Below are 4,525 nucleotides of genomic sequence, written 5' to 3'. Positions count from 1 at the left end.
TTACCATTTATGAATTTATAAGATAAAAGCCTTAAGAGGCATGGCTTTTTACTGTAAAGTAATGGTGTTAGAATGATAAATACCGTTTAGTTCTATATCATTAGAAGAGGAAAAGAAAATGTCAAAATACTATGAGAGCAATCCGAATAGCCCATTTTTCCACCTTATGCAAGATACATCCGTAGAAGACAAATTAAGTGAAGAAGAAAAAGAGCGTATTGTATGGATCACAAAAACAAACCTGATTTCAGTCGATCTTGAGACCGAAAAAAGCACTCCAGATGAGGAAGCCTATCTTCTTTATGTTGCACTAAATGATGTGCCAGCAGATGAAGCAACAAGAAATTTACTTATCAATGAACTAGGTAAAGAAGAAGTTGAGGCGTTAGGACTTTAGTATGGATCCTTTTAAATTTATTAGAGAGAATGAAGTCCCTCCCGAAAGCAACATTGTTTCTTTTAAGGGGCTTACTGAAACTGAAAAATGGTATGCTTACTTCTACAAAGGAACGCAGGTGATGAAAAACCTTCTCAGTATTAGAGATGCTGAGAAATTAGAAAAAGTGGAAAAGCAAATATCAAGAGTCAAAGCGGTAAGTGTTAATAAACTCAATATAGAAGGAGATTTTGATTTCAATAGACTAAAATTGATTCATAGATTTTATTTTGAAGAACTATATTCTTGGGCGGGTGAACCAAGACAAGTTAATATGTATAAAGCGGGGGGAGTACAAAATACTTTTGTTTCTTATGGTAATATTGAAAAGGAATTTAATGATTTATCCACAAAAATAAGCGCAACAAATAATTTAGGTAAATTTAAAGATAATCCTGAATTAATGGCAATGGCACTGTGTGAAGTTTATCTGTCAATAAATCGAATCCACGCGTTCAGAGAAGGAAATGGACGATCGCAAAATGAATTTGTACGTCAACTTGCAGAGCATAATGGCTACAAATTAGATTTGCGAGCATCGATGGAGAAGATAGGGAGAGATCAATATTATTTTTGGTTTCAATATTTCGATAAAACTGGAGACAGTTCGCTTGTTCTAAATAATCTATTCAAAGCTAATCTTGAAAAATTACAAATTAATCAGATAGGTGAAAGACAATCTTTTTCACGACAATTTAAAGAGGCAAACCAAGTAGCAAAAAACAAAATAGCCGAGCACACAGCATCAATAAATAAAGCCCAAGGAGAATATAGAAGTATTAAACAGTAAGGCGAAAATCCATCTTTTAATTATTAAAAATAAAACAATAACACTGTAAAATAATTAACCAAACTTTAAAGTATTTTTATTTGTATTGCTTCGATTGCTGCTCAACATTATCCTGAAGCCGCTTATATGTTTCGCTAAATGCTTTAGATAAGTTTTGTTTTTGTGTGTTTTTAACTAAATTTGGGTCAAACAAAAACTTTTTGATTGCAGAGTAATCTTGAGTACTGTGATAATCTTTAAATAAAGAATAATAATCAAAACTATTTTTTCGCATGTCATTCATTATCTTTTGCAAATCTAATGAGTAATCGTACTGTTCACAAGCATGCTTAATAAATGTATTCTGAGTACGACCATTTCCTTCTCTAAAAGCATGTACATCATTTAGTTTTAAATAAATCTGACATAACCTATCCGAAAAAGCCGCTTTATCATTCTTAACACTACTAAGATTATTAAAATCTTGCATTACCGACTCAAGTTTTTTTTCAATATCCCGATAATCAGAAAATGCTGAGTTGCCTTTTGACATGTTTACTTGCCTAAACTCTCCAGCCCAAGAGTAAACCTCTTGGAATAAGGTTTTATGAATATCTTTTAAATGCTGAATAGATATTTCCTTGTTTAAATCATTGAGCTTGGGCAAGTTAGATGCAACCGAAAAATTTTCATATAGCATCAAAAAATCATCATCTTTAAGGCCTTTGAGATTTTTCATCACACCCAATCCTGTTTGTGGATTATAGGTACTGGGATAGAAATAAGCTGCCCATTTATCCTCTTCTTTAACATTCACAAAAGAGACAAGATCATCTTCTTTGCTTATCTCTTCTCTCCCTTTCTTTTTAAAAGGATTCAATCGTTCAAGCAATCCCATTGATTATCCATCTCCATTATTTAAGCGATTTTTCATTAAAATATCGGTGGTTTCAGCAGGTGGTCTTTTATTTAAGCCTGCGTAAATAAGGAATTGAATTTCATCATCGGTGAAATAAAAACGCTCTAATTGCGTAACCACAATACCATTAATGATCGTACTAAATAGAGATTGTTTTTCACTATCGGATAAAGAATCCTCAACAATTGTGTTCTGCATGTGATTGAAGAAAGGGCTATTTTCATTAATTTTATAAAGTCTAGTCATAATAATGCCATCTTAAATTTTTAGTTTAAAAGTGGAAGTTATTTTTTCGTTTACACCACTATCGGGGGATGGTTTAATTGCTTGGTTTCGCTGCCGGAATTGAGCGGTTCTTATACTCTTTTCTACAAAACGATGTATATCTTCCTTGCCATCAAATGTATATATATTTATCCCTTCTTCTTTGAGTGTATTCAGATTTTGAAGATAATTATTCGCCATTCTTTCTATATCGTCTTTTGCAACCATCCGGGGGTAAAGTATGCATATCCTCCTTTTTTTCTTCGTATCGCCTTAAATTTCTCTCAATGCTTAACCGCATATCAACCGGAAGCTGAATAACTAACACGGTATATCCAGCATTCTTAAATGGTTCTATCAAACTTCTTGCCGTTTCAATATTGCCAAAAGTGGATTCATAGATAACATTAACACGTTTTTCGATAGATATATCAAGAAGTCCTCGAGCAAAACGATGAGAAAAATTGCCGGTCTTTTTATGCGCATGATCTCTTCCTAGTTCTTTAATATATTGATTTAGTTTAGGATGTAATTTCCGATAGTTATCAGGCTGAATTCTAAATCTATTAGGCAGGAACCCATTGATATTTTTTATCATTGTGGATTTACCACTTCCGCTCACACCGGTGACAAAAATAACCATCGGTGTATCAACGCTTGATAAAGCACGATCTTGATATTCTTCTCTAAATATTTTTTCAATAGATTCTATTGTTGGTTGTATATCTTTTGCCACTTTTCAGTCCTACAATTTATCCATTCTAAGGGAGTCATATTTTTCTGCAATTTCATAGAGCCGTTCAATGGTATCAACTGCTTTTACTGGATCGGTATGTACAAAAGACATATACTCATCTTCTAGATATCTAATTTCTAGCCTCTCTCTAGATGCATCTTCAATAACTTTTTCTAATTCCAACATAGCTATATCTGCTCTGGCATCAGCAGCAACTTCAAGGAATATTTCAGTCAAAACTATATAGTCTTTTTTCAGGCTTTCAACCATTTGTTTTTTTCTTTCAATACTTAACATTAGTTTCTCCTTATTTTCTTATTTACTTGTTTAAAAACTTGGCAGTTATATAGCATAATTCAAAATATATTTCTAATATAATCAAACCGGTATGTTTTGAATAGCATTGTACCGCATTCAGCTGGTTACATGGTGACAAACGTTTTCTTAAGCATAAAAAATAGAGGCTCCCCTCTCTTGCCATATAATTTTAATATCTCCCTCACAAACTAACTTCTTGAACGGATTCTATGTTCAAATTGAAAACTTTCTAACCTGATCGCCAACTCAAATGGAATTGTTACAGTCAGAGTAACCGCTTTACCATTAGAAATTTTAGGTCTTTTCCGCATTCAGTCATAACTCCTCCCGTTGTTACCAATAAAGCATTTCATTCACATTTATGTACTTAATTATTATTTCTATTTTTCCCCTTATAAGAACCAAAACACCTACTGTTATAACACAATAAAAATATATTTATTGCATTCAACAAAAAAAACGATAAAATAATATTGTAGAAGCAATTTTGTTTTAATAAAAAAAGCAACGCCTTAGTTGCAATCAAAAGGTCATCTTGCATATACCCACTAATCTCTCAATGGGAGCTTAACTGTGCCGGAGTGGTCTATCAAACCTTTCCTTATAGCAAAAGAATTTTATGGTTGTATGGGGAAGTATGGAAGATCCCCTTTACCGGCGATGACAGGTAAAGACATTAACTAGAAAAAAATTTAGGACTAACTATGCTTGAAAAATTACTTATTTTAACTTTACCCTTTATTATTATAGCCTGCACAACCCAAGCCCCTGAACCAAAATCTTGGAAGAAAGATTTGGATGGTATCCAAGAAGAAAATATCAACAATGATATTGATCAAATTACAAAAGATATCATTGCACCACAACCCCAAATAATGGAGGAAAAGCCGAAAGGAAAATAGAAAAGAGACAGGAAACCTCTCTCTTATTCATAAGAATCTATTATTTGAAATTTTTTTAACCGGTTTTGAGGTTTAGTGAGGGGTGTTTTTAGCCTCTTTGATTATTTTGTTTCCTATTTTAACCCCGTTTTCTAATAGGTTTCTTTCAATATACTTTCTCCATATCTTTATTTTTTGTTTC

General features: G+C 32.6%; 7 protein-coding genes. 3 read left to right on the top strand and 4 right to left on the bottom strand.

Annotated elements, in window-relative coordinates; genetic code table 11:
- Positions 1-118: 118 nt before the first annotated feature.
- Both DK423_RS10865 and DK423_RS10860 read left to right on the top strand, forming a co-directional pair.
- The gene (locus DK423_RS10865) at positions 119-397 is read left to right on the top strand and encodes a hypothetical protein (protein WP_061886448.1); all 279 of its coding nucleotides are present in this window, start codon (positions 119-121) and stop codon (positions 395-397) included.
- A 1-nt stretch (position 398) separates the two neighbouring features.
- A complete protein-coding gene (locus tag DK423_RS10860) occupies positions 399-1,226 on the top strand; it encodes a Fic/DOC family protein (protein ID WP_061886447.1) in 828 nt (275 codons plus the stop codon).
- Positions 1,227-1,302: 76 nt separating this feature from the next.
- Here DK423_RS10860 and DK423_RS10855 read toward each other — a convergent pair whose 3' ends face one another.
- From DK423_RS10855 to DK423_RS10835, 4 genes are all read right to left on the bottom strand, one after another.
- Positions 1,303-2,103: a Fic/DOC family protein gene (locus DK423_RS10855; protein WP_061886446.1), complete on the bottom strand. Its 801-nt coding sequence runs from the start codon at positions 2,101-2,103 to the stop codon at positions 1,303-1,305.
- A gap of 3 nt (positions 2,104-2,106) precedes the next feature.
- The gene (locus tag DK423_RS10850; protein WP_061886445.1) at positions 2,107-2,370 is read right to left on the bottom strand and encodes a hypothetical protein; all 264 of its coding nucleotides are present in this window, start codon (positions 2,368-2,370) and stop codon (positions 2,107-2,109) included.
- 208 nt (positions 2,371-2,578) lie between these two features.
- A complete protein-coding gene (locus DK423_RS10840; protein ID WP_109043983.1) occupies positions 2,579-3,124 on the bottom strand; it encodes a zeta toxin family protein in 546 nt (181 codons plus the stop codon).
- A gap of 9 nt (positions 3,125-3,133) precedes the next feature.
- Positions 3,134-3,421 carry a hypothetical protein gene (locus DK423_RS10835; protein ID WP_014167386.1) on the bottom strand — a complete coding sequence of 96 codons (288 nt, stop codon included), beginning with the start codon at positions 3,419-3,421 and terminating at the stop codon, positions 3,134-3,136.
- A gap of 725 nt (positions 3,422-4,146) precedes the next feature.
- On the opposite strand from DK423_RS10835, the gene DK423_RS10830 reads away from it, so the two are divergent.
- Positions 4,147-4,344 (top strand): hypothetical protein, encoded by a 198-nt coding sequence (locus DK423_RS10830; RefSeq protein WP_005559107.1) that lies wholly within the window; start codon positions 4,147-4,149, stop codon positions 4,342-4,344.
- Positions 4,345-4,525 lie beyond the last annotated feature (181 nt).

This window comes from Aggregatibacter actinomycetemcomitans (assembly GCF_003130205.1).
Taxonomy (GTDB): domain Bacteria; phylum Pseudomonadota; class Gammaproteobacteria; order Enterobacterales; family Pasteurellaceae; genus Aggregatibacter; species Aggregatibacter actinomycetemcomitans_A.
This window is presented reverse-complemented; position numbering and strand designations above follow the sequence as displayed.

Coding starts and splice junctions, on each gene's coding strand:
- DK423_RS10860 (WP_061886447.1), top strand. CDS start 399: ATGGATCCTTTTAAATTTATTAGAGAGAATGAAGTCCCTCCCGAAAGC.
- DK423_RS10865 (WP_061886448.1), top strand. CDS start 119: ATGTCAAAATACTATGAGAGCAATCCGAATAGCCCATTTTTCCACCTT.
- DK423_RS10850 (WP_061886445.1), bottom strand. CDS start 2,370: ATGACTAGACTTTATAAAATTAATGAAAATAGCCCTTTCTTCAATCAC.
- DK423_RS10835 (WP_014167386.1), bottom strand. CDS start 3,421: ATGTTAAGTATTGAAAGAAAAAAACAAATGGTTGAAAGCCTGAAAAAA.
- DK423_RS10830 (WP_005559107.1), top strand. CDS start 4,147: ATGCTTGAAAAATTACTTATTTTAACTTTACCCTTTATTATTATAGCC.
- DK423_RS10855 (WP_061886446.1), bottom strand. CDS start 2,103: ATGGGATTGCTTGAACGATTGAATCCTTTTAAAAAGAAAGGGAGAGAA.